The following is a 21,886-nucleotide window of genomic DNA, read 5'->3' as shown; positions in this document are numbered from 1 at the left end:
TGCATTCATGAGTTACGGAATCCCGTCGGCTGAGCCGTCTGCTGATGTTCCGGTGTGCCCCAGGCACCCGGACAGGCCCTCCTACGTGCGGTGCCAGCGCTGCGGGCGCCCCGCGTGCCCGGAGTGCCAGCGGGCGGCCGCCGTCGGGTTCCAATGCGTTGACTGCGTCAACGAACAAAAACGTTCGACGCCGGAGTACAAGTCGCCCTATGGCGGCACCTTGGCCGTTGGCCGCCCACTGGTGACGTACCTGATCATCGGTGTGTGCGTGCTGGTCTACATCCTCCAGTGGGTGCTCCCGGGCGATGTCATCTTCCAAAATTTCGCGTTCGCCAACATCTTCGCGGACACCGAACCCTGGCGGATGCTGACATCGGCATTCCTGCACTCGCAGGGATTCCTCCTGCACATTGTCCTGAACATGTACACGCTCTGGATCTTTGGGCAAGCCCTTGAGCCTTTGCTCGGGCGTATCCGATTCCTTGCGGTGTATCTCATCTCAGCAGTTGGTGGCTCCGTGGGCTATCTGCTGCTCACGCCAAGCTTCCCTGTAGTGGGCGTGGTCGGAGCATCCGGGGCCATCTTCGGACTCTTCGGAGCCATGCTGGTGGTGCAACGCCACAGAGGTGGCGAAACCAAGCAACTGTGGGTTCTGATCGCCATCAACGGCGCCATTGGGTTCTTTGTTCCCACCATTGCCTGGCAAGCACACCTGGGCGGCTTGATCGCCGGAGGTCTGGCTGCCGGTGTCATTGCCTACGCCCCGCGGGGTAAGAACCAGGCCCTGCTTCAAACAGGTGGACTTGTCCTCGTGGTGGCATTGTTGGCCATTGCCACGTTGGTCCGGGTCACTGCCGGCTGACACCACCGTCCTCATCGGCGGCGACTGGTTGCCGCAGAATCGTCCTGAGCTTCCCTGGAGCAGTGCGCGTGGATCTCTTAGATAGATCTCGTGATGCCGCCCCGTCATGGTCAGGGATTTCTTGGGGATAAAGCTGTTATGCATTTCCTCGAGCACCGGTCCTTCATGGTCATAAGGCCCTATATGCAGCGTCTGCACGCTGAGGCCTTCATGAAAGGATTCCAGGCGGACTTCCTTCACCACTGCCCTGCCTCTCTTCCTGGTGAGCGCTTCCTGAGCCGTTTCCATGTGCTCCGCGCCGAGCCAGTCCGGAACCACGGTCATCAGTGTCCGGTCCCATCGCGACTTATCCCGCGCGTCTGTGAAGGAAAACATGAAGTGGGTTTTCACCGTGGGTCATCTCCAGTCGTCTGTCATGGACGACCGATGCGGGCTTGGTGTCAGTTTTCCACAGGACTTATCCACACTGTGAGTAACTTACATGCTTGTAGTTCCATGCCAATGGCACTCTGTGGGCGGTAAAAGAGCTAGATATCCCCCGAATGGCATGAATCTGTCCACACCTGTGGATAACTTTGTCCCCGACTGCCCCCTGAATGTGGACAAGTGAGGGTATTTCGGACCGCATGTGGACAACCCTGTTAATTGCGGCGTTGTGCTGTATCTATCAACAGGCTTATCAACACTGTTAATAACTTACATGGCTGTAGTTCAGGCCTTAAGGGGCGGCGAAAAGCCCGGATTGCCGGGGCTAACCAAGGTAAAACCCACACGTTGTCCCCAACTGTGGATAACTTGTGGGTACTGGCCTGTTGTTAAGTGGGTAAGTGTTCCAGTGATGGGACCGGGCTCCCCCTCCAAGGCAGCACCAACGAATCGGCGTCCACGACGGCCTCATTCACTTGCGTGCAATCGAACCTGGTTTTGGCAACGCCGGCAATGCGGAGTCGTTGAACTTTCGGTGAAGCTTGGAGCACTATCCACAGCTCGATGCACAGTGGGTATAACTGTCCCCCGGAGTGCTGCCGACCGCCGATCGGCAGCATCGCAAGGATAAACAGCGTAAGTCCGTGGATGTCCACAGAAGTTATCCACGCCTGTGGATAAAGTTACGCACTTTCTGTGGAAAGCAGTGTGGTGTGGTGCTGTCGGTGGTCCTGGCATGCCTGCCTTTTAGGACCACACCCCGGAAGTGCCCCGCCGGTGACTGTCCATCAGGTGGGTATCGATAATTCCTATCGCCTCCATGAGTGCATACATGGTGGTTGGGCCGACGAAGGCGAAGCCCTTTTTCCTCAATGCCTTGGATAAGGCAATCGACTCAGGGGACGTCGTGGGGATATCGGCGAAGGTACGCGGCGCTGGGGTACTTGCCGGTTGGAAGGACCAAACAAAGTCCACGAGGCCGCCTTCTTCGCGTAATGCGATAGTGGCTTTTGCGTTGGTGATGGCAGCCTTGATCTTCAGCCTGTTACGGACAATCCCTGCGTCCAGCATGAGCCGTTCAACGTCCGCTTCCGTAAAGGCCGCCACGCTCTCCGGGTGGAAGTCCAGGAAGGCCCTCCTGAACGCATCCCGCTTCCGGAGGATAGTGGCCCACGAGAGACCAGCCTGGAAAGCTTCGAGGCTGATCCGCTCATACAAACCTTGTTCATCGCGGACCGGCATACCCCATTCATGGTCGTAGTAAGCCTGCATGAGGGGATCCGAGGCGGCCCACAGGGGACGGGCCAGGCCGTCCTCACCGATGATGGTGCCGGTGTCCGGGGTCATGAACGCTCCTCTGCGGCCGCGCCGGCCACACGGCCGGCAGGTAATCTAGCTTCCAGGGATATTCTGCCCCTACGCACTGACATTGAAGCGTTGCCCCTGCTCCGGGCTTACGACAATCCTGTAACCCGCATGGTGATGTTGATCCGGCCATGAGTGAGGCCGCAATCCGCGGGGGCAGTGCCAGGCAGGACCTTGGGTATGCCGTGATAGGCGAACCGGGACGGACCGCCAAAGACAAAGAGGTCCCCGGATCGAAGTTCGACGTCGGTGTAGGGCTTGGTGCGTGTTTTCGTGTTGCCGAAACGGAAGATACACGAGTCCCCAATGCTGAGGGACACCACCGGAGCGTCCGAACGCTCGTCCTTGTCCTGGTGCATGCCCATGGCAGCACCGTCATCGTAGAAATTCACCAAGGCCGCATCGGGAGCGTAAGCCTCTGCGGGAGGCAACCCGTTCTCCACGCCATCGGTGGAATAGGCAGCAGCGACCGCCTTCCGGCCCAGGCGCACCATCCAGTCCGGGAACTCAAGGACAGGTCGACCGTTAACGTCAATAGCTTCCCGCGTGTACTTGTAGGGTTGCCAATGCCAACCCAGGCAAACGGTACGCACGGACATTTGGTGACCGCCGGGCAGGGTGGCCGCGCGCAGGGGCACCGGTCCCTGGGTCCATTCAGCGAAGCGCGCGACTATCCACCGTTGCTGTTCCTCCGTAAGCCAGCCAGGGACGTGGACTGCACCGGGCGCGACCAGGCGGGGACCGGCGTCGTGGGTTTCTGACTGCACCAGTTCCAGGGGAAACAGGGCGTCATCGTCGCTCACGCGGCCTCCAACATGAGCAGTGCGCGTTTGGCCTCCGAACCCCCGAGGTAGCCGCCAAAGCTGCCGTCGGATTTCACGACGCGGTGACACGGAACAATCACCGGCAGCGGGTTGGTAGCGCACGCGCTTCCGACGGCGCGCACCGCGTTGGGGCTGCCTGCGGCCCGGGCCACCTCAGCGTAGCTCTCAGTCTCCCCGTACGCGATCCTGGGCAGGTGCTGGAGCACGTTGAGGCGGAACCCGCGGGACAGCCGGAAATCCAGCACAAGGTCAAACTCCTTGCGGGTTCCGCTGAAGTACTCGTCGAGTTGCCGTGCAGCGTTGTCCAGGCGCGCCGGCGCCTCGAGGATGCGGGGACTGATGGTGTTCGCGAGGACCTGCAGGATGTCAGTATGGTTTTCCCGTTCGAAGGCCACCCGTACGATTCCACGGTCTGTTGCTGCCAGCAAGAGCTTTCCCACCGGCGAATCTACCACCCGGTAGGCAACGTCCAAGGTGTGGAGCAGCTGGGCATCGCGGGCCAACCTCGCGTGAAGACTGGTGAGGGCAGGCTCCACGTCTCCGAACGTGGGTGTCAGGAGCTGGTTGACCTCGGCAAGGTCGGGGCTTGGATCCAGGGTCATTTGCTGTCTCCCTTCGGGGATGAATGTGCCAGGACCGGCTTGGGGGCAAGCGCCGTGCGCAGGGCTTTCACGCCGTCCGCTCCGGCCCGGCGCGCGGCTTCAGGGGTAACGCCAAGGAGCTCCGCGATGTCCTTGTACGGGATCCCCGCTATGTAGTGGTAGGCCACTGCTTGCCGTTGCTTCGGGGGCAGGTGGGCGACGGCGTCGAGGAGTTCCGGGTGGCCTCCACCCGGAATGCCCAGGCGGGACAACTGCTCAGGAGGGTTGTCGGTTGGCAAAGCACGACGGTTACCGGCCCGCAGGTGGTCGACGCATTTGCGATGTGCGATGGTCACCAGCCATGCCTGCACATTGGCTCCCGCCGGGAGTGCCGGATAGGACTGAAGGGCTGCCAGGAAGGTGTCAGACCAGGCGTCGTCAGCGTCATGAACGCCCAGGACTGCGCGGCACACCCGGAGTACGGTGGCGCCCTGTTCCTGGACGACGGCTTCGAACGGCTTCTTGGTGGCCAACTGCCGGGGCTGCATCAGAAAAGCTTGCCTTCCCTGACCACTGCCGGCTCCTCGAGGTCCAAAAGGTAACGCTTGTTGCGAAGACCGCCAGCGTATCCGGTCAGTTGTCCATGGCGGCCCACCACCCGGTGGCACGGGATGATGATGCTTATGGGGTTGCGGCCGACAGCTGATCCAACAGCTTGGGCAAGGTGGGGGTCGCCAAGCTCAGCCGCGAGCTCGCCGTAGGTCACTGTTTCCCCGAAAGGTATATGTTTCAACCGGTCCCAGACCCTCTGCTGGAAGGCGTTTCCGCCGGCGTCGTAAGGGATGTCAAAATCCGTTCGGCTGCCGCCCAGGTATTCTTCGAGCTCTACCCGGGCCAAGGCGAACACTGGATCTTCGACGCCAGTGGGAACGCCAAAGTACTCCTGTGGGGGCATATGCCAGTGCCCTTCGTAGAAGATACCTGTCAGGAAATCCCCGCGTGCAGTCAGGGTCAACTGCCCCAACGGGGACTCCATGGTGGTGTGCCGGTTACTCATATCCTGTAGACGTTCACGGGCACGGAAATGTGAGGTGCGGGGTCCTAGGAGCGCCAGCGCGTGGTCATCAGGAAGCCCACAATCGCAATACCGAAGCCGGCCACGATGTTCCATGACGCCCAGTCCCGAACCGGGAACTGGCCCTGCGTGATGTAGAACGTGATGATCCAGAGGAGTCCGAGGATCATGAGTCCGAACATCACGGCCTTGTACCAAACCGGGTTGGGCTTGTACTGCTTCGCGGCCGAAGTCTGCGGGGCCTGACTGGTGGGCCGCTTGCGGGGCTTGGACTCGGGCACGGATCCTCCTGCTGTTCGGTTGGCACCCGTTTCGGCCAGCCTTGGTATCCTGCAGGAAGGAAATTTCCAGCGGTTATCGGCCACACGGCGTTCCGGGTTGGTTCTAGCTGTCAAGTCTAGCCGCAACTCACGTGCAGCCCGCGCCGCCCGTGCACTATCCGAGGAGACCCTGTGGCGCACCAGCAGACGACGGCTGACCCGGCCGTGCCGTCCCGCCGCAGCGACAACGGAAGCCATCCCAAAAAACGGCTCCGCGCATCCGACGTTATCCGGAAGATCAGCCAGATCCTGGGTGAACTCCTCATTACGGCAGGGGTCGTCCTGTTGCTGTTCGTTGGTTGGGAACTATGGTGGACCAACGTGGAAGCGGACGCCAAGCAGACTGAAGCGATCCACGACTTCGCGCAGGAATTCAAGGGCCCCCTGGCCCCCACTGCTCCCGCTGATCCCGCGAATTTTGGTCAACCCGTAGTGGGAACTGCGCCCGGATACGGTAAGACGATCGGCATCATGTACGTCCCCCGTTTCGGCGCGGACTACACGAGGCCCATCATCGAGGGAACCGATTCCGGTGTGCTGGACACGCTGGGGCTGGGCCACTATGGAAGCACCAGTATGCCCGGCGCCCTGGGCAACTTCGCCGTTGCGGGCCACCGGCAAACCCACGGCGCCGTCCTCGATAACATCCACACCCTTGTTCCCGGGGACAAGATCTATGTGCAAACGGCCGACGGGTACTACACCTACGCTTTCCGGAACAACCAGATCGTCACGCCGGACCGAACGGATGTCCTGATGCCTGTCCCTACCCAGCCGGGTGCGCAGCCCAAGGAGAGCATCCTCACCATGACCAGCTGCAACCCCCGCTTCGGGTCCCAGGAAAGAATCATCGCCTACTCGTTACTGGACAGCTGGCAACCTGCCTCGGCCGGTCCGCCGTCGGAAATCGCCGCCCAGGTGGCCAAGGCAAACGGAAAGGGGTAACGGATGTACGCGTGGATCTTCCGTAACCTGCCCGGGCCCGTGTGGGTCAGGATCGTGACATGCTTGGTACTGGTGGCCGTAGCACTGGTACTGATGGTGGAGTTCCTCTTTCCTTGGTTTTCCCAATTCACCGCTTTGACTGACTCAACGATTGGTTTACTGCAACAGCCATGAGCACAACAAAAATCCTTGTAGTGGATAACTACGACAGCTTCGTTTACACCTTGGTGGGATATCTGCAGGAGCTTGGGGCAGAGACCACGGTTGTCCGCAATGACGACGTCACACTTGCTGAGGCAATCGAGCTCGCCTCTACCCGCGACGGCGTCCTCGTCTCGCCGGGTCCCGGCACCCCTGCTGAGGCCGGCGTCTGCATCGAGCTCATTAAATGGTGCGGTGAAGCCGGCAAACCCATGTTCGGCGTGTGCTTGGGACACCAGGCCCTCGCCGAGGCCTACGGCGGTGTGGTGACGCACGCGCCCGAGCTCATGCACGGCAAGACTTCTCCGGTGCGGCACGAAGGCAAAAGCGTGTTCGCCGGCCTCCCGTCGCCCGTCACGGCAACGCGCTACCACTCCCTGGCGGCTGTGCGTGAGTCCATCCCGGATGTCCTGGAAATCACCGCTGAAACCACCAACGGCGTCGTGATGGGCCTGCAGCACAAGACTGCTCCGCTGTGCGGCGTCCAGTTCCACCCCGAATCCGTGCTGACCGAGGGCGGCTACCAGATGCTGGGCAACTGGCTCGAGTCCTTGGGCATGACTGGAGCCGCGGAACGCGCAGCCAAGCTGAGCCCGCTGATCAAGCAGTAAGTACGTAAAGTACGGCCGCATTCGGCGACCGGAAGCCTGCGTCAAAGCGACGGAGGAGCAGCACGCGGAGGTCGGCGGATAGCGACAGCGCCGGCCGCTACTTCTTGGTGGGCGTCGGCTTCGGCGTGGCTTTGTCCGTGTCGGTCGGAGTCGGCGTTGGCGTCGGGGTGGGTGTAGGCACCACCGGAGCCTTGGCTACTGTCACGATGACCGTCTTGCCTTGGTCCACTTCGGTATTGGACGCTTCGCTCTGACCCGTTACGGTGCCGGCTGCCACCTCGGAGTTCTCCTGCTCCACCACCTGCATGACCAAGCCGTTGGCTTTGAGGGCGCCTTCTGCCTCTGCCAGCGGAAGTCCGATCAGCTGGGGCATGAGGACCTTGCCCGAAGAAATCTGCAGTTCCACCTTGGATGACGCGGCGATGGCTCCGCCGGGTGCTGGTCCTGTGTTGATGACCAGGCCCACGGGAACGGTGGCGCTGTGCGTTCGGACCGAAACGATGTCTCCGGTAATGCCCAGCTTGCGCAAGGCCTCCCTGGCATCGGGTTCGGTGCGACCCACGATGTTCGCTGGGATGGTTACCGAACTGGGGCCGCTGGAGATCTTCAGGATCACCTCGGCGTTCTGGTCCAGCATGGCGCCGGCTACCGGTGCCGTGCCGATTGCGATGTCCTTGGCGACACTGTCGCTGGGTTCGCGCACGCTCTTGGGAACCAGCTTTGCCGAGTAGATCTCCTGGATTGCCTGGGACTCGGTCATGTTGGTCACCGCAGGAACAGAAATCTTTGCCGGGGGCGGTGGCTGCATATTCATAAGGCTGTAAAGCCAAAAACCGCCGCCGGCAAGCACCAGGAGCGTGAAGATTACCAACGTGGCGGTCCAGGCCCGACGGCGGGACTTCTGCCGTGCTGTCGGCTCACGTTCTGCAGGGAGGCCCAGGGGCAGTGCTTCCTCTTGGGCTTGCTCGACAGGTTCGTCCTTGAACTGGTCCACGTCAAGGAAACCCACGGCCGTGGCACTCAGGAGCTGTGTGGCAGGGTCTTCCGGTTCCACGAGGTCGTTCGGGTCCGTGGGGGCCTCGCTGGCCGGCAGGACCGGAACGGGGATGCCGTTGCTGGCTGCGCGCAGTGCCCGTCGGAAGGATGCGGCGTCCTGGAAACGGTCTGTCCGGTTCTTCTGCAGGGCCTTGGCCAGGACGGAGTCCAGTGCCTCGGAAACGTCAGGATTGTGGGCGCTGGCAGGGTCAGGGGTTTCGCGGACGTGCTGGTAGGCAACGGATACGGGACTGTCGCCGACAAAAGGGGGCCTGCTGGTCAGCAGCTCGTACAAGAGGCACCCGGCCGAGTAGAGATCGCTCCGGGCATCCACCGTCTCGCCCCGGGCCTGCTCCGGTGAAAGGTACTGTGCTGTCCCCACCACGGCCTGGGTCTGCGTCATGGTGGCCGCAGAATCAGCCATGGCCCGGGCAATGCCGAAGTCCATGACCTTCACATCCCCGGTATCCGCACAGACCATGACGTTGGCCGGCTTGATGTCCCGGTGGACGATTCCTGCCCGGTGGCTGTACTCCAGCGCTCCAAGGACTCCAAGCGTGTAGCCGATGGAGTCCTCGACGCCCAGTTCGTTCGCCTTGATCATGTCACGCAGGGTCCGTCCTGAGACGAACTCCATCACGATGAAGGGCACCCGGACGTCCTCCCCGGGGCCGCCCGGCACGGAGTATTCGCCCGTATCGAAGATGGCCACGATGGAGGGATGGTTGAGCGCCGCGACAGCCTGGGCTTCGCGCTTGAAACGAGCCTGGAACTGGGGATCGCGGGCAAGATCGGCACGCAGCACCTTCACGGCGATGGTCCGACCCAGAACAGTGTCCATGCCGCGATAGACGTCTGCCATGCCACCCCGGCCTATGAGCTCACCGAGCTCATAGCGGGAATTGAGGATGCGCTGTGAAGACACAGGTGTGCTCTCCTCTCGATGTGCAGGACCGGGCCGGGGCGTGGACATGATGGCTTACTTAGTTCTTCGGGTTTCCGGAAGCGCTGGGGTTGGCGCTCGGGGTGTTGGGGTTGGTGGGAGCAACGTTCTTGGCAAGGAAGTAGGTGACGGTGGAACCTGCATTAACCTCGGTTCCTGCTGCCGGGGACGACCGAACAAAGGTGCCAGGCTGCTGGCCCACGGCGCCGTTGACGGGATCTCCCGGGATCCACTTGAGGCCCGCGCCCTCCAAGGTAGCCCTGACCTGTGCTTCGCTGGCACCGGGGGCGATGGTGGGAACAGCAACCGTCGGCGGAGCTTGCGGACCCTTGGAGTACTGGACGGTGATGACCTCGCCCGGCTGGACGGCGCCTGACGGGTCAATGCCGGTCACGATCCCTACAGCAGCTTGGTCGTCGAAGACCTGCTCCCCTCTGACCTGCAGGCCCAGTGCGCCGAGTTGTGCACTGACCGTGTCGAAAGGCTTGCCGAGGTATTCCGCAGGGATGAGGTTGATGGTCTGCGGCGTTGACTGCGTGGGTGAGGGCGCCTCGGACGTTGGCGTAGTCGAAGGCTTAGGGGAAGCCGACGTCTGCGTAGGACTTGCACTGCGGCTGGGGCTTGTGGAGGTGATCTCGCTGGGTGCGGGGCTGGGTGAGAAGAATCCGGACTGTGAGATCAGGAAGCCAACCAGCGCGAAAAGCACCAACAGGATCAGGGCAACGAGCGGCCACGTCCACGGGCTGCGCTTCTTGCGTTCCGGCTCGGGGTCGTCGAAGCTTTCGTCATCGGTGTAGATGACTTCCTCTTCGTCGTTCAGTTGGCGTTCTGCCTCCAGCGCGTTGGCACGAGTCAGGGCGTTGTCAGAGGATGCAGCCGCAGCCCCCAGTGCAGCACCGGCGGCACCGGCGCCCAGCACCGGAAGCGCGGAAGTCGCCGTCGACGATTGCTCCTTGCCGTAAGGCGAGGTGACGACGCCGGTGGGTGCCGTTGCGGTATCGACGGGCGCCGTGATGGGGCCAGTGGTGCTTTCGAAGAGCAGCATCCCGGGAACGGCAGCGTGGGCTGTGGCGATGTCGCCATTGCGGATGGCTTCGGCGGCTTCGGCCAGCTTAATGGCGTTGGCCGGGCGGTTCTTGGGGTCCTTGGCCAGCATGGACATCAGGAGTGCGCGGACAGGTGTCGGCAGCGTCTCGGGCAGGGGCGGCGGTGCGTCGTTGACCTGGGCGAGGGCAATGGCGATCTGCGATTCCCCGGAGAACGGACGGTGACCCGTGAGGCACTCGTAACCGATAACACCCAGCGAGTAGATATCCGAGGAGCCGGTGGCAGTCTGGCCGGTGGCCTGCTCAGGAGCCAAGTACTGGGCGGTACCCATGACCTGGCCCGTCTGGGTCAGCGGCACCTGGTCAGCCAGGCGGGCGATGCCGAAGTCGGTGACTTTGACGCGGTTGTCCGGAGTGATCAGCAGGTTGCCCGGCTTGATGTCGCGGTGAACCAGGCCCTGGGCATGCGCAACCGCGAGGGCGCGGGCAGTCTGGGCGATGATCGAAAGAGTCATGTCCGGTGACAGAACCTGCTCGCGTTCCAGGATGCCGCTCAAGGGGTGGCCCGGTACGAGCTCCATGACGAGATACGCCGAACCGGCTTCCTCGCCGTAATCGAAGACGTTGGCGATGCCTACGTGGTTGAGGAGTGCGGTGTGGCGCGCCTCGGCACGGAAGCGCTGAAGGAAGCCGGGGTCCCCCGTGTACTCCTCTTTCAGCACCTTGATGGCTACGATCCTGCCCAGGATCTGGTCCTTGGCCTTCCAGACCTCGCCCATGCCGCCAATCGCAATGCGACTGGTCAGCTGGAACCTGCCGCCGAGTGTGATTCCCGAAGTAGGCCTCACTTATTCAACACCGCCTCAAAAATCTTCTTTGCGTTCGGACTGGTTAGCTTGGCACCGCTGAGCACGTCCACACCTTCCATGACGATGGTGACGGCCACTTGCGGGTCGTTTGCCGGGGCGAACCCGGTAAACCATGAGTTGTTCAAACCTGAATCCCCCAGCTCCGCGGTTCCGGTCTTGCCGGCCACCTTCACCCCGGGAACGGCTGCACCCTTGGCAATGCCGTTGTCCACCGCACTGGTCATCCACTCAGTGATCTGGCTTGCGATGGGGGCCGTGGTGCTGGTGCGCAGGGCCTCGGGTTTGGCTTCGCTGATGACGCGAAGGTCCGGAGCGCGAACAGTCTTCACCAGGCTGGGCTTCATCTGCACCCCGCCGTTGGCGATGGCCGCCGTCATCAGGTTGATCTGGAGCGGGGTGGCCTTGACGTCGCGCTGGCCTACAGCCGACTGGGCGAGCTGTGCCTGGTCGAGGTCCTGGGGGAAGATGCTGGGTGCCATCTGGAGCTTGAGTTGATCGCCGAAGTTCTCGCCGAAGCCGAATTTCTTGGCTTGGTCGCGGATGGCATCCTGGCCAAGGTCCAGCGCGATGCTGGCGAATGGCGTGTTGCAGGACTGCTCCAAAGCAAAGACGAACGACGCCGTCTCCCGGACGTTGCAGTTACCGCCGGCATAGTTGGGGAGGCTCGCGCTGGAACCCGGCAACGGCAGGCTGGACGGGTTGGGAAGTTCGCTGTCTTTGTTGTACTTGCCCGAGTTCAGTGCCGCTGCGGTGTCGATGAGCTTGAAAACGGACCCGGGCGATAGCAGGTTGCCGGTAGGTCCACTGACGTTCTGGTTCAGGTTGATCCCTGGAATCTGGTTCAGCTGGGCCATGTTTGCATCTGCTGCTTTGGAATCATGGGTAGCTATCAGGTTGGGATCATAGGAGGGCTTAGAGACCATCGCCAGAATCGCACCGGTCTTGGGATTGGTCACGACGATGGAGCCGCGCTGGCCGTCCGGAATGAGATCGTAGGCCAGCTTTTGGATCTCCGGATCCAATGTCAGCTCCACGGAAGCACCCTTGGGCTCGTTGCCAAGGAACATCTGGCTGAGGCGATCCAGGAACAACTGGTCCGAGTTGCCGGCCAGGACATCGCCCATGGACTGCTCAAGGCCGGTGGAACCATAGCCACGGGAGAAGTATCCAGTGACCCCCGCGTAAAGCTCAGGCTGGTTGTACTTGCGCTGGAACGCGCAGGTCTCTGTCCCGGGAACGGACTCTGCCACCGGCTTCCCGCCCACAATAATGGCGCCGCGGTCGTTGCAATACGAGGCCAGGATGGCGCGCTGGTTCCACGGGTTGGAGTTGAGGTCATCGGCCCCAATGACCTGGACGTAGCTGATGGCACCGAGGATCAGCGCGAACATGGCGACGGCGGCCATCCAGGAACTGCGGATTGCCTGGTTCATTGTTGCTTCACCGCCTCTGTTGGTGCGCTGGGTGTCTGGCCTGTGGCCGGTTTACGGACGACCGGGTTGCTGCCGGTGGCTGGGGGTTTGTTGACCATGGGGGTTGTATCCACGGGGCCGCGGGCGGTATTGGAGATCATCAGCAGCAAGCCGACGATGATCCAGTTGGCCAGCAACGAGGAACCACCCGCAGCCAGGAACGGCGTGGTGAGGCCCGTCAGGGGTATCAGGCGGGTGACGCCGCCGATGACGACGAAGCACTGGAGGGCAATGGCAAAGGACAAGCCGCAGGCCAGCAGTTTTCCGAAAGCATCGCGCGTTCCCAATGCGGCGCGGAAACCGCGGGTGAAGAGCAGGAGATACAACATCACCACGGCGAACAGGCCGATCAAGCCGAGTTCTTCGCCGATAAGCGCCACGATCATGTCGCTGTTGGCGAAGGGCACCAGATCCGGTCGGCCCTGTCCAAGTCCTGTGCCTACCAGACCGCCGTCAGCCATGCCGAAGAGGCCCTGGACAATCTGCCCACTGCCGCCGGGCGATCTGCCGAAGACTTCCGGGGTGAATGCGTTGATCCAGCTGTCGATGCGGAATGCCACGTGGGAGAAAATCTGCGAGGCGACGAAGCCGCCGCCCAAGATCAGCAGGACGCCGATAACCACCCAGGAGATACGGCTGGTGGCCACGTAGATCATGACAATGAACAGGCCGAAGAAGAGGATGGAGGAACCGAGGTCACGCTGGAAAACCAACACGCCGATGCTCACCAGCCAAGCGGTAATCATGGGGCCGAGGTCCTTGAACCGCGGGAACTGCATGGGACCGATCTTCCGGCCGGCCAGGAGGATCAGGTCACGGTTGGATGAAAGATACCCGGCGAAGAATATAGCCAAGGTGATCTTGGCGATTTCACCCGGCTGGAAGGTCATGGGTCCAATCCGGATCCAAACGCGTGCGCCCAGGATCTCACCGGCAGAAATGCCAGGGATCAACGGCATAAGCAGCAAGAGCGCACTCACTGCCAGCGAAATATAGGTGAAGCGGCGCAGGACACGGTGGTCCTTAAGGAACCAGATCACGGCAATGGACACAGCCATCGCGATGAGGGTCCAACGCAGTTGATTATTGCCAGTGTCATCCCCGGGTCCGTCCATCCGGTGGATGAGGGCCAAGCCGAGGCCGTTCAGGGCCACGACGATGGGAAGTATTACCGGGTCTGCATATTGGGCGCGCAGCCTCAGCACCACGTGGAAGGCCAGGGCGGCCACCGCGAGAAGGCTGGACTGGAACCAGAAATCGCTGTCCAGCCCAACTTTCGAGTTGATACTTACCAAGGCGCTGGCACCGATACCCACGGAAAGTGCCAGGACGAGGAGGATCAGCTCAACATTCCTGCGGGGCTTGGGGGCGGTTTCAACCTGCGTCATTTGGCCGCCTCACAGGATGTGGGGATGGGCGAGGGGGTCGGGGTCGCGACTGCGGCCGTACTGGGTACGGGAACGCTGATGGTCGGCGACGGCGTCGGCTTGGGCCCCTTTGTGGGGCAGTTTGCTGAAGCGCTGCCCGTATTCTTCAAGTTCTCCACAATGCCCTGGGCATCGTGGAGGTCGCCCGCGGGCACGGTCTGGCGTACGCTCTGCTGGCCGTATTCCGGCAATGAATCCACCCTGATATCTGTGACGGCTTCCAGCCGGGAAAGCTGAATGGGGCCGAGCCTCTGCGAAATTCCGTTGAAGATGGCTACCCGCTGGTCGTATTCGCCCACGTAGTACCGGGTTTGGGTCCACGCATAGCCGAGCCAAAGGCCTACCACGACGCCAAGGACAACGACGGCGGCAACCGCAGGCATCAGCCATCGAACGCGACGACGAGGCGGCTCCTCAGCGTCCGCACGGTCCTGTTCGGCTTTGTGGGTCAGGACCGTTGCCGCGCGACGGGCCACCGTTCGGCCCGCGACAGTTGGAATTGATCCGGTCTCCGCTGCCGTGGCCGCTGCGCCAACCAGCTCGTGGGGGCGGCTGGCGAGTTCCTCGCGCAAAACCTCCGCAGACAGATGCTCGCCAAGATGGGGATCGGTAGTGGCCGGGGGTTCCCCCGAGTCGGACGATTCGGATGATTCCGCATCCTTGTCCATCGTGGTCGGGTCACCCGCGCTGAAGGACGATCCAGGCTCTGCGTCCCGGGCAGCCTTCGCTGCGGAGCTGTCATGAGATTCCTCAGCAGCTTTGCTTGCGGCGGGGCCGTCCGGCGACTTGGAGGCGGTCAGTGAGTCGGCTTCGTCGTCGGACGAGGCAAGCGCCGCTGCCGGGACGATGTCGACGGCGGCCGTGCTGACGTCGTCGTCGGTTTCTTCCGCTATTTCCAGCATCACCACGGTGACGTTGTCCGGTGCGCCGGCTTCCAACGTGAGGTCAACCAGGATGTCGGCGCATTCGCGCAGGTCCTTGGTCTCGCGCACCATGCGTTCCACCACGTGGCCGGCAACGTAATTGAGGCCATCGGAGCACAGGAGCCAGCGTTCGCCGGGTTCGACGTCCAGGACATCCAGATCCAATTCGGGACTGGCATCGACGTCGCCGAGTACGCGCATCAGGACGTTCTTGTGGGGATGTGTTTCCGCTTCTTCAGGGCGAAGGCGGCCTTCATCGATGAGGCGCTGCACAAACGTGTGGTCAACGCTGACTTGCTCAAATTTCTTGTTGCGAAGGCGGTACGCGCGGGAGTCGCCAATGTGGGCGAAGTGGAGCTTGCGGTCCTCGAGCAGCAGGGCGGTGACCGTGGTGCCCATGCCGGAAAGCTTGGGGTTTTGGTGGACGAGCTCGGACAGCAGCGAGTTTGCCGTCTGGATCTCGTCGGCGAGGACGGTGTCCGCGCCCTCCGGATAGTTGTCATGATCAAGGTGGATCATGTCCAGGACCGTTGAGGCTGAGGCGACGTCACCACCGGCGTGGCCACCCATGCCATCGGCCACGACAGCAAGATGGCGGCCCACGTATGCGGAGTCGTCATTCTTGGAGCGGATCCGACCGACATCCGAACGCGCGGCGTAGCGCATGATGAGCGGGCGCTCCGCGGGCGTGTCCTTGCCGTCGGGGGTCTCGGGGGCGGCCATGGACTACGGCCTCAATTCAATGACCGTCTTGCCGATCCTCACGGGGACGCCAAGTTCAACCGGCAACGCGCGGGTGAGCTGTTGATCGGCCAGGTAGGTGCCATTGGTGGAGCCCAGGTCCTCGATGAACCAGCGGCTGCCCTGCGGGAAGAGGCGGGCGTGACGCCCCGAGGCGTAATCGTCCTCGAGGACCAATGTGGCTTCCTGTGCGCGGCCGAGCAGAATGGGGCTCGCTGCCAAGGGGACCGTAGTGCCCTTGAGGGGGCCTTCCGTGACCACCAAAGTGCGTGCGTGCTGGATTGGCGGCGGCGGTGACGCAGCCAGTTCCGGGTGCTTGCGGACTTCCCGGGCTGTGGGAACGCCCGTCACGGCTTTGCGGCCGATCTGAAAGTCGCGGCGCATGGTGGACACGATGCTGAAGATCAGGATCCAGAGCAGCAGGAGGAACCCAAAGCGAAGCGCTGTAATGGTCAGTTCGCTGATGTCGTTCACGCGTGGCCACCCGGGGCTTGGGGGAGGAGGCGGAAAATGATCTTGGTACGTCCCATCGTGATGGTTGAGCCGTCAGTTAGCTCTACGCTGCCGTTTACCTTGTGTCCGTTGACGTAGCTGCCATTGGTGGAACCCATATCGACGGCCCACGTGCTGCCATTCTCGGTGCGGATCTCAAGATGCTTCCGCGAAACGCCGGTGTCATCTACAAGAATGTCGGCTTCCGATGAACGGCCAAGCACTACTGACCGGGCATTGAGGGAATATCGCTGTCCACCGATGTCGAGGACGGGCTGGAGGCGGGTGGGCTGCCGGGCGGGAGCAGCGGGAACGTGGCTGCGAGGGGCCTGGGCAGCCGGCGCTGCATCATTTGATTGCTTCTCGGTCCGGGAGGTGATTTCAAAATGGCCGGCGCGTTCCTCGTCGTTACGACGGAACGAAATCCGGACAGATCCCTGAAGCGTGTAGCCCTGGCTGCGGACGTGCTGGATCACAACATCGCACAGTTCCTCGGCCAGGGGAGTTCCCCACTCCTGCGCCCTTGCGAAATCCTCATCGCTCAGGAGGACATCGAAAACATTGGGAGCCAGGGTGCGGCCGGCGGCGATGGTGATGGACTTGTTGTCCAGCTCGCGCCTTAGCTTGCTCGCGATCTCCACCGGTTCAACACGTGCCCGCGACCCCGTGGAGAAGACGTTTCGGACGGCTTTTTCGATGCCGCGCTCGACTTTGTCCAGCAAACCCATGGTCGTTCTCCTTTCCTTGCCGCGGCACCTGTTGTGCCTGTCCGATAGTCCGAGTGCGCACACAGCGAAGTGCGCGCCTGACGGCCCTTCCACTCCCCGATACTACTGGGACTGACTGGGAATGGCCTTAATCCACAACGCCCTACGACCCGGAAAAGTTCTCTCCGGGCCCTTGCTGGCGCGGCTGCCGGGGCGAGAAATTTCCATGGAATTCAGCCGTTGTTGAGGGAATTTTGCCGGGTGAGAGTGGTGTGCGGGACCCTCTTGGCACCCCGATTGGTGTTTTCCAGCGAATGTCCGTTATGCTTGATCTCGCTGCTTTTGAAGGAAACAAAGCTGGGAAGCCTGCTGAAGTCCGGAAAAAGAAGTTGCGCGCGAGTGGCGGAACGGCAGACGCGCTGGCTTCAGGTGCCAGTATCCGAAAGGGTGTGGGGGTTCAAATCCCCCCTCGCGCACGCAAAGGAAAGAGCCCCGGTCTTAGGATCGGGGCTCTTTTGTTTTGTCCTCTCACCTTTTACGCTCACAAGGTCGTTGGCAACCCGCATATCCGTTGCTGGGCAACAACGGATATGCGGGCCAGCCACGGGGATGCAGCGCAGGGATTTCGAACAAGGGCCGGATTTGATCGTCCCAGGTGGGCCAAGGGTGCGGGGTGAGCCCCGCGGAACCGTCAGCTGCGTGCGGAACCGGTGAACCGGCGTCGTGAGTTATTCAGGTGCACGCGCATTGCTGCCGCTGCTGCCACCGGATCTCCCTCCGCGATTGCTGTGTATATAGAGGTGTGCTCGTGGACCACCTCCGCGAACCGCTCCGGGGAGTCCTGGTCCTCGGTGGTGACCAGGCGCGGGCGGGGCATCGTGATCATGGTTTGTCCCAATGCTGAGATGCAGTCCGTATAAAAGGGGTTGCCGGTGGCTGCCGCAATGGCCCTGTGGAATTCGAAGTCGGCCTTCATGGAGTGGGCCGGGTGGCCTGCGCTGGCGATGAATTGCTCCAAGGCGCCGTGCGCGGCCTTGAGCTGGCGTTCGGTGTGGTTGCGTGCGGCCAGGGAAGCGGCTTCTGTTTCCACCCCAACGCGGAAGTCCAGCATTTGCAAGCGGTCCTCCATGCTGGAGACCGGGCGGGTTCCGGGCGCCTGCGACGGACCCTCGGCGGGCGGAGTCAGCGCAAAGCTGCCCCGCCCACGTTCGGTTTCAACAAGTCCCTCGGCCTGCAGCCGGGTCAGGGCCGAACGGACGACGGTCCGGCTCACCCCGAATTCGCTGATGAGGGTGTTTTCGCTGGGCAGCTTCTCACCTGGTTGGATGGCGCCGTCGACGATGCGGGTGCGAAGGTCGGCGGCGAGATCCGCGGTCAGGTTTCGGCTCATGGGTTCAAGATTACGCGCCGAATTCCACGGATTCGGTGGTCCAGGCGCGGGCCTGTCCGCTGAGGGTTACGCCCACTCCCGGACGGTCCGGGACGATCATGCGGCCGTTCTTGGTTTCGAGGCGCTCCTCGAACAGCGGGTCCAGCCAGTCGAAGTGTTCCACCCAGGGCTCGCGGGGATACGCCGCGGCCAAGTGGAGGTGGATTTCCATGGCAAAGTGGGGCGCGAGGCCCAGGCCTCTCTCATCCGCCAGTGCCGCGAGTCGGAGGAACTGGGTGATGCCTCCCACCCTGGGCGCGTCCGGCTGGATGATGTCGCAGCTGTTCGCGTTGATAAGGCCCTTGTGTTCGGCCACGGAGGCCAGCATTTCGCCCGTGGCGATGGGGGTGTCCAGCACCTGGGCCAAGTGCGCGTGGCCTTCGAAGTCGTAGGCGTCCAGGGGTTCTTCAATCCAGACCAGGTTGAATTCCTCCAACTGGCGGCCCATGCGCAGGGCGGTGGCCCTGTCCCACTGCTGGTTGGCATCCACCATGAGTGGCACGTCCCAGCCGATGTGTTCGCGGATTCCAGCGACGCGGCGCAGGTCTTCCTTGGAATCGGGCAGGCCCACCTTGATCTTGATGCCGCCGATGCCTTCGTCGATGGATTGCGTGGCGCGCTCCTTGACCTCGTCCAGGGTGGCATTGAGGAAGCCGCCGGAGGTGTTGTATGTCTGGACGGAGTCCCGGTATGACCCCAGCAGCTTGGCCAAAGGGAGTCCGGCACGCTTGGCTTTGAGGTCGTAGAGCGCGATGTCAATGGCGGCGAGGGCCTGGGTTGCCACCCCCGAGCGTCCCACCGAGGCGCCGGCCCAAAGGAGCTTGGTGTAGATCTTGCCGATGTCGTTGGGGTCCTCGCCGATGATTCCTTCTGCCACTTCCTTGGCGTGGGCATACTGCGCAGGGCCGCCCGCACGCTTGGAGTAGCTGAAGCCCAGGCCGGTGTGTCCCTGTTCCGTGGTGATCTCGGCGAAAAGGAACACCACTTCGGTCATCGGTTTCTGGCGGCCTGTGAAGACCTTGGCGTCGCTGATCGGCACGGAAAGGGGAAGCGTAGCGGTGGACAGCTTGATGTGGCGGATCAGATCTACGGTGCTCATGGTTCTCCTAAGTGGTTTTACTTAGAATACAAGTTGCCTACTTGTTCTACAAGCTTTCCTGCCGATCAGAACCCACTGCGCCTTCACCGGGCAGGCGAAGCCCGAAGACCTAGGGGGCCGCGGGCGACGCCGGAACGCCAGTCGTCATCGCCGGCGTGGGAGACCGGCGGCCACCTTGCTGCGCCGCAGTCCCCGCAACCACAACCAGGGCGACCCCAACAAGCTGCAAGACAGTGGGTGCCTGAGCCAGAACGAGCACGCCGATCAGCACGCCAAACGCCGGTTCAATGGACAGCAGCGTGCCAAAAGCGGTGTGCGTCATGCGTCGGAGGGCGAGCATCTCCAGCCCGAAAGCAATCACCGGAGTTATCAGCGCAATCCCGGCTGCAGCAGGCAGCACCCACCACTCAAGGGATCCTCCGAGGACCTGCGGCAAGCCAATGGGCAGCGTGGCCATGGCGGCGACCGGAATGGTGAGCGAGAGTCCGCTGATGCCGCCGAAACGATCGCCAACATGTTGGGTGAGTACGTTGTACAGCCCCCAGCAGGTTCCGGCTGCAAGGGCGAACCCCACGCCGGCCATGTCGATGGTGCCGTGCCACGGCTCCGTCAGCAGCACTACACCCATAAAGGCGAGGAGCGGCCAGATGAGTGCCTTCCGGCGCTTGCTCATGAGGCCGGCCACGGTGAGGGGACCCAGGAATTCGATGGCGACGGCGGTTCCCAGCGGGATGCGCTCGACGGCGGCAAGGAAGAATGTGGTCATGAAGCCCGTCACCACTCCGAGTGCGATCAATGCGGGCAGGTCGCGGCGTCGCAGTGACCGGATGGCCGGACGGCTCACCAGCCACAAAAACACGACGCCAAAGCACATGCGCAGCCAGGCCGTGCCTGCGGGTCCCACCTGGTGAATGACTGCAACAGACAGGGCATTCGAGAGCTGCACCGCCATCATCGCGGCAACGGCCATTGACCATGGAGGAAGGCCGCCGATGGTTCCGGACAAACGGTCACGCATTCGGGGTCTCCGTCCGATGTGCTGCGCCGACCCCTGGTTCCAGGACGGTCAGGGTGAACCGAGTGCGCTGCTGGGAGTCATTGGAGTACGCATGGCCGACGTCGCCAAAGAAGGTTAAGGCGTCGCCGATGCTGAGTACGTGGATTTCCTCCGAGACGCTCACCGTCAGCGAGCCTTCCAGAACCTGCAGCAACTCGCGGGTACCTGCGGAGTGCGCTTCGCTTTCGTGCCGTTCGCCGGGCGCCAGTGTCCAGTCCCAAAGCTCGACGACGTCGGGAGACTCGGTGCCCGCGACCAGGACGCCCCGGCCCCCGGACGGCCCTGTCCACAGAACGGCGCCCTCACCGGACCGGGTGATCTTCGCCGACCGCAATGCTGGAGGCTCAACCAGGGCGGGCAGCCCGACACCCAAGGCATCGCTGAGTCGCAGCAGGGTTCCGATGCTCGGATTAACCGCACCCTGCTCGACATTGACCACCATGCGGCGGCTGACCCCCGCAATTTCGGCCAGCTGGTCGAGGGTCCAGTCCCGGCCCTTGCGTTCCTGTTTTACGCGCTCGCCGATTGCCCGCGCTAAAGTTTCTGCATTGTCTTCCACAAAGTGCAGCATAGTGCACTATTTTGGCAATGAGTATTCCGTGGTGGATCTGAAGGGGCGGCCCCTTCGGTAAACGTCAGGCGCGCAACGCCCCGAAGCCGCTGATCAGCGCCTCGAGTCCCAGGCTGAACGCAACATCCGTCGGCCGCGGGTGATTCTCCAGTGCCAGTCGGTCCACGGCCGCGGTGAAGTTGGGGACCTGGCTGGCGAGGCTGCCGGCGTCGAAAATGTCGTCCGGAGCGGTGACGTCGTACGCGGCGCCGAACACAAACGCTTCAAGCGCTACGATCGCGGAAATGATGCGGTCCTCGGGGAACCCGGCTTCGCGGAAGCCCGCAGTGACGGACTCGTACATGGCGAGTGTCTTGGGGGCGTTCGCAACGGGCAGCACCGCGATGATCGGAATCAGGGGAGTGTGCTCAGAGAAGACATCGCGGTAGGACCAGGCCCAGCGACGAACGGCGGAATCCCATGGTTCGGTGCCGAATGCCGAGACGTCCACCATCGCGGCCAGGTGGTCCATGAGCAGGATGAGCACGTCGTCCTTCGAGGAGACGTGGTTGTACAGGGCGGATGGCGCGACGCCCAATGAGCGGGCCAACGCGGCCATGGTGAGTCCGTTGTAACCCTTGGTGCCGATCAACTCCAGGGCCGCCGTCGTGATGCCGCCTTGGTCCAGGACCGCGGCCGTAGGCCTGCCGGCGCGGCGGCGTACAGGGCGCGCCGGAGTGGCGGACGTTGCGGGAGTCGGTGCGGGCATCGGGAGCCTTTCTGCTGCCTGTGTCCCCAGCATTATTCCACCGGGTCTTCACAGCCGGGGTCAGGGCGGCTACTATTGGATATAAATGAATGGCATTCATTTATTGGTCAGCCGCCA

General features: G+C 62.5%; 21 protein-coding genes and 1 tRNA gene. 4 read left to right on the top strand and 18 right to left on the bottom strand.

Features of this window, described 5'->3' with window-relative positions; all coding sequences use genetic code 11:
• The first annotated feature begins 7 nt into the window (after positions 1-7).
• Positions 8-862 carry a rhomboid family intramembrane serine protease gene (locus tag ACNQOP_RS06155; RefSeq protein ID WP_349469443.1) on the top strand — a complete coding sequence of 285 codons (855 nt, stop codon included), beginning with the start codon at positions 8-10 and terminating at the stop codon, positions 860-862.
• A 1,173-nt stretch (positions 863-2,035) separates the two neighbouring features.
• Here the strand turns inward: ACNQOP_RS06155 and ACNQOP_RS06150 are convergent.
• The 6 genes from ACNQOP_RS06150 to ACNQOP_RS06125 all read right to left on the bottom strand — a co-directional run bounded on the left by ACNQOP_RS06150 (position 2,036) and on the right by ACNQOP_RS06125 (position 5,414).
• The gene (locus tag ACNQOP_RS06150; RefSeq protein WP_284987146.1) at positions 2,036-2,635 is read right to left on the bottom strand and encodes a DNA-3-methyladenine glycosylase I; all 600 of its coding nucleotides are present in this window, start codon (positions 2,633-2,635) and stop codon (positions 2,036-2,038) included.
• Positions 2,636-2,742: 107 nt separating this feature from the next.
• A complete protein-coding gene (locus ACNQOP_RS06145) occupies positions 2,743-3,429 on the bottom strand; it encodes an alpha-ketoglutarate-dependent dioxygenase AlkB family protein (RefSeq protein ID WP_284987218.1) in 687 nt (228 codons plus the stop codon).
• Positions 3,430-3,452: 23 nt separating this feature from the next.
• Positions 3,453-4,079, bottom strand: coding sequence for a methylated-DNA--[protein]-cysteine S-methyltransferase (locus tag ACNQOP_RS06140; protein ID WP_416403680.1), 627 nt, complete (start codon positions 4,077-4,079; stop codon positions 3,453-3,455).
• A complete protein-coding gene (locus ACNQOP_RS06135; RefSeq protein ID WP_416403679.1) occupies positions 4,076-4,606 on the bottom strand; it encodes an RNA polymerase sigma factor in 531 nt (176 codons plus the stop codon). Before ACNQOP_RS06135 ends, ACNQOP_RS06140 begins: the two co-directional genes overlap by 4 nt.
• A complete protein-coding gene (locus ACNQOP_RS06130; protein ID WP_284987149.1) occupies positions 4,606-5,115 on the bottom strand; it encodes a methylated-DNA--[protein]-cysteine S-methyltransferase in 510 nt (169 codons plus the stop codon). The genes ACNQOP_RS06135 and ACNQOP_RS06130 overlap by 1 nt, the downstream gene beginning before the upstream one ends.
• A gap of 44 nt (positions 5,116-5,159) precedes the next feature.
• Positions 5,160-5,414, bottom strand: a complete 255-nt coding sequence (locus tag ACNQOP_RS06125) for a cell division protein CrgA (protein ID WP_235518085.1) — start codon at positions 5,412-5,414, stop codon at positions 5,160-5,162.
• Positions 5,415-5,570: 156 nt separating this feature from the next.
• Here ACNQOP_RS06125 and ACNQOP_RS06120 point away from each other — a divergent pair, with 156 nt between their 5' ends.
• Both ACNQOP_RS06120 and ACNQOP_RS06115 read left to right on the top strand, forming a co-directional pair.
• Positions 5,571-6,398 carry a class E sortase gene (locus tag ACNQOP_RS06120; RefSeq protein WP_416404072.1) on the top strand — a complete coding sequence of 276 codons (828 nt, stop codon included), beginning with the start codon at positions 5,571-5,573 and terminating at the stop codon, positions 6,396-6,398.
• Positions 6,399-6,568: 170 nt separating this feature from the next.
• Entirely contained in the window at positions 6,569-7,210 is a 642-nt protein-coding gene (locus ACNQOP_RS06115; protein WP_235518084.1) for an aminodeoxychorismate/anthranilate synthase component II, read from the top strand.
• Between the two features lie 97 nt (positions 7,211-7,307).
• Here the strand turns inward: ACNQOP_RS06115 and pknB are convergent, their stop codons facing one another.
• The 7 genes from pknB to ACNQOP_RS06080 are packed head-to-tail and all read right to left on the bottom strand — an operon-like array spanning position 7,308 to position 16,886.
• Positions 7,308-9,218, bottom strand: a complete 1,911-nt coding sequence (pknB, locus tag ACNQOP_RS06110) for a Stk1 family PASTA domain-containing Ser/Thr kinase (protein ID WP_416403678.1) — start codon at positions 9,216-9,218, stop codon at positions 7,308-7,310.
• A 10-nt stretch (positions 9,219-9,228) separates the two neighbouring features.
• Entirely contained in the window at positions 9,229-11,082 is a 1,854-nt protein-coding gene (locus ACNQOP_RS06105; RefSeq protein ID WP_416403677.1) for a protein kinase domain-containing protein, read from the bottom strand.
• A complete protein-coding gene (locus ACNQOP_RS06100) occupies positions 11,079-12,536 on the bottom strand; it encodes a penicillin-binding transpeptidase domain-containing protein (protein WP_257369988.1) in 1,458 nt (485 codons plus the stop codon). The genes ACNQOP_RS06105 and ACNQOP_RS06100 overlap by 4 nt, the downstream gene beginning before the upstream one ends.
• The gene (locus ACNQOP_RS06095) at positions 12,533-13,963 is read right to left on the bottom strand and encodes an FtsW/RodA/SpoVE family cell cycle protein (RefSeq protein ID WP_416403676.1); all 1,431 of its coding nucleotides are present in this window, start codon (positions 13,961-13,963) and stop codon (positions 12,533-12,535) included. Before ACNQOP_RS06095 ends, ACNQOP_RS06100 begins: the two co-directional genes overlap by 4 nt.
• Positions 13,960-15,648: a PP2C family protein-serine/threonine phosphatase gene (locus ACNQOP_RS06090; protein ID WP_416403675.1), complete on the bottom strand. Its 1,689-nt coding sequence runs from the start codon at positions 15,646-15,648 to the stop codon at positions 13,960-13,962. Before ACNQOP_RS06090 ends, ACNQOP_RS06095 begins: the two co-directional genes overlap by 4 nt.
• Before the next feature lie 3 nt (positions 15,649-15,651).
• Positions 15,652-16,131 carry an FHA domain-containing protein FhaB/FipA gene (locus ACNQOP_RS06085; protein WP_235518677.1) on the bottom strand — a complete coding sequence of 160 codons (480 nt, stop codon included), beginning with the start codon at positions 16,129-16,131 and terminating at the stop codon, positions 15,652-15,654.
• A gap of 5 nt (positions 16,132-16,136) precedes the next feature.
• A complete protein-coding gene (locus ACNQOP_RS06080; protein WP_416403674.1) occupies positions 16,137-16,886 on the bottom strand; it encodes an FhaA domain-containing protein in 750 nt (249 codons plus the stop codon).
• A gap of 372 nt (positions 16,887-17,258) precedes the next feature.
• On the opposite strand from ACNQOP_RS06080, the gene ACNQOP_RS06075 reads away from it, so the two are divergent.
• Positions 17,259-17,341, top strand: a tRNA-Leu gene (locus ACNQOP_RS06075).
• Positions 17,342-17,556: 215 nt separating this feature from the next.
• Here ACNQOP_RS06075 and ACNQOP_RS06070 read toward each other — a convergent pair.
• The 5 genes from ACNQOP_RS06070 to ACNQOP_RS06050 form a co-directional block, all read right to left on the bottom strand.
• Positions 17,557-18,255, bottom strand: coding sequence for a FadR/GntR family transcriptional regulator (locus ACNQOP_RS06070; protein WP_416403673.1), 699 nt, complete (start codon positions 18,253-18,255; stop codon positions 17,557-17,559).
• 10 nt (positions 18,256-18,265) lie between these two features.
• Positions 18,266-19,393: an L-talarate/galactarate dehydratase gene (locus ACNQOP_RS06065; protein ID WP_416403672.1), complete on the bottom strand. Its 1,128-nt coding sequence runs from the start codon at positions 19,391-19,393 to the stop codon at positions 18,266-18,268.
• Between the two features lie 109 nt (positions 19,394-19,502).
• Complete coding sequence (locus ACNQOP_RS06060) at positions 19,503-20,411, bottom strand: EamA family transporter (protein WP_416403671.1); 909 nt, start codon at positions 20,409-20,411, stop codon at positions 19,503-19,505.
• Entirely contained in the window at positions 20,404-21,009 is a 606-nt protein-coding gene (locus ACNQOP_RS06055; RefSeq protein WP_416403670.1) for a helix-turn-helix domain-containing protein, read from the bottom strand. Before ACNQOP_RS06055 ends, ACNQOP_RS06060 begins: the two co-directional genes overlap by 8 nt.
• Positions 21,010-21,085: 76 nt before the next feature.
• Positions 21,086-21,802, bottom strand: coding sequence for a TetR/AcrR family transcriptional regulator (locus tag ACNQOP_RS06050; protein WP_416403669.1), 717 nt, complete (start codon positions 21,800-21,802; stop codon positions 21,086-21,088).
• Between the last annotated feature and the right edge of the window lie 84 nt (positions 21,803-21,886).

The sequence above is a fragment of the Arthrobacter sp. LFS091 genome, from assembly GCF_047977885.1.
GTDB lineage: Bacteria > Actinomycetota > Actinomycetes > Actinomycetales > Micrococcaceae > Arthrobacter.
Note: the sequence above shows the minus strand (reverse complement) of the source record. Positions and strands in the feature narration are given on the sequence as shown.